The sequence below is a fragment of the Effusibacillus pohliae DSM 22757 genome, from assembly GCF_000376225.1.
Classification (GTDB): domain Bacteria; phylum Bacillota; class Bacilli; order Tumebacillales; family Effusibacillaceae; genus Effusibacillus; species Effusibacillus pohliae.
In genome coordinates, this window is record NZ_AQXL01000011.1 from 1 (window position 1) to 1345 (window position 1345).

At 45.8% G+C, this 1345-nt stretch carries 1 protein-coding gene; it reads right to left on the bottom strand.

Annotation, left to right across the window (positions count from 1 at the left end):
* Positions 1-330: 330 nt before the first annotated feature.
* Entirely contained in the window at positions 331-1056 is a 726-nt protein-coding gene (locus tag C230_RS0100115; protein ID WP_026174043.1) for a hypothetical protein, read from the bottom strand.
* Between the last annotated feature and the right edge of the window lie 289 nt (positions 1057-1345).

Genomic DNA, 1345 nt, shown 5'->3' on the forward strand with positions numbered 1-1345 from the left:
ACCACTCCCGAACATTCGTTTGCATCTAGTATAACAAACAAATGTTCGCATGTGAAGGATTTGCTGAGGTAACTTGATATTCAAATAATAAAATTTGCTCATGGTTTCAAACGGAACCCGCTGTATATGGGCGTGAATCAGTTGACCAAGATAGGGAATGCCGGGATTGGAGCGCGGAACGCCCAAATGGTTCAGATACCGGTCTTGCCATGTGTGGGGCATATGGATTCTCCTTTCGGCGGCAGTCAAGCAGAAAAACAGGCAGAGTTTGATCCCTGCCTGTAAAATGTACATTCAGATCTTGATTCCTGATGCGATACGGGTTGTTGACTACTTGCCTGGAGTAGAGTCTACGGGCGGCATTTCTTTGAAGGTGATGTTACCGGGTATTTGAAATAACGAAGCGTCGTATGGCAAGTAGCTGTAACTCCATGTTTGAACGGTAGAAGCTCCATCTCTCGCGGATTCGATCTGCAGAGGGAGACGGGTCGCTTGGTCAACCACTATTTTTTGCGATACAGCCTGGCCTTCCGGTGTTTTCAGTTTATTTTCCCATACTTTTACAGATCGTCCATTGATGGTATCATCTTTCACGAATTTGAATTTTGAAACATCATTGATTTTCTTGTTGTCAATGATTCGCATTGATTTGCCGTCATTGTTGAGTTGCGGGATTTTTTCGGCTGACACCAGTTTTCCGTCCTGTGTGGTGAATACATAGAGAATATGATCTTTGCCTGCAATAGCGGTTTTTACGATCCCACGAGCATGGTCGGTCATAACGCTTCGCCACTCACCGGTCTCCACGTTTTGCCAGTATTCATCCGTCTGCTCGGTGCGATCCCAAACAATATGCTGGATAGGCCCCGTCTGGCTGAAATCGATCGTGGGAGATTTCACAATGTGCTTTGCAACGGGAGTTTGTGCTTGCGATGACTGCGTCTTCTGTTCAGCCAGTGCGTGAGTCGCTTCATGCCGATTTGCAAAAAGTATTGTTGACACACCTCCAACTAAACCCATACAGATCAGAGCGGTTGCGATTTGACGTTTTTTCACACATGTCACGCCTTTCTTCTTTAATCATGCAAATTGCTTAATATGCGTCCATATACCATCCATTGGCCCAACCTGTAGTGCCATCGTTAGGGTTTCGATTATAAACATACCAAGCATTCGGATTATCATTGGCGGCATTCAAGTAAAATCCTGGGAGGGCCCCATTGGTGGTTTCGCCCGGATTGAGATAGCCTTGTCAACATCGGATGTAAAATCCCCAATAGCATCGGATAGCGATTCCCCAAAATCACCGGCATGATTTCCTCAAAATCATCGGGATGAATTCCCC